This is a genomic window from Mesorhizobium sp. (genome assembly GCF_005063415.1).
Lineage (GTDB): Bacteria > Pseudomonadota > Alphaproteobacteria > Rhizobiales > Rhizobiaceae > Mesorhizobium.
In genome coordinates this window covers 55,478-55,754 of record NZ_SUEG01000017.1, presented here as the reverse complement: position 1 = coordinate 55,754, position 277 = coordinate 55,478, and the positions used below count along the sequence as shown (strand labels likewise).

Annotated in this window: 1 pseudogene; it reads left to right on the top strand. The window is 61.4% G+C overall.

The features are described 5' to 3' along the window. Positions 1-277: pseudogene (locus tag E5W70_RS07535) on the top strand (substrate-binding domain-containing protein); the annotation flags it as partial.

Here is a 277-nt window from a genome sequence, read left to right as displayed (position 1 = left end):
GTGCAGCGCACCAAGGACATTGACGACGTGATCGCCACGCCGGAGTGCAGCTTCATCAAGATCATCGACAAGCAGACGTCGAACTGGAAGCGCGAAGAAGCGCAGAACCTGATGACCAACTGGCTGTCGACCGGCAAGCCGTTCGACGGCGTCATCGCCAATAATGACGAAAGCGCCATCGGCGCCATCCAGGCGATGAAGGCCGCCAACATCGACATGAAGTCGGTTGTCGTCGGCGGCGTCGACGCTACCCAGGACGCGCTCGCGGCGATGCAGG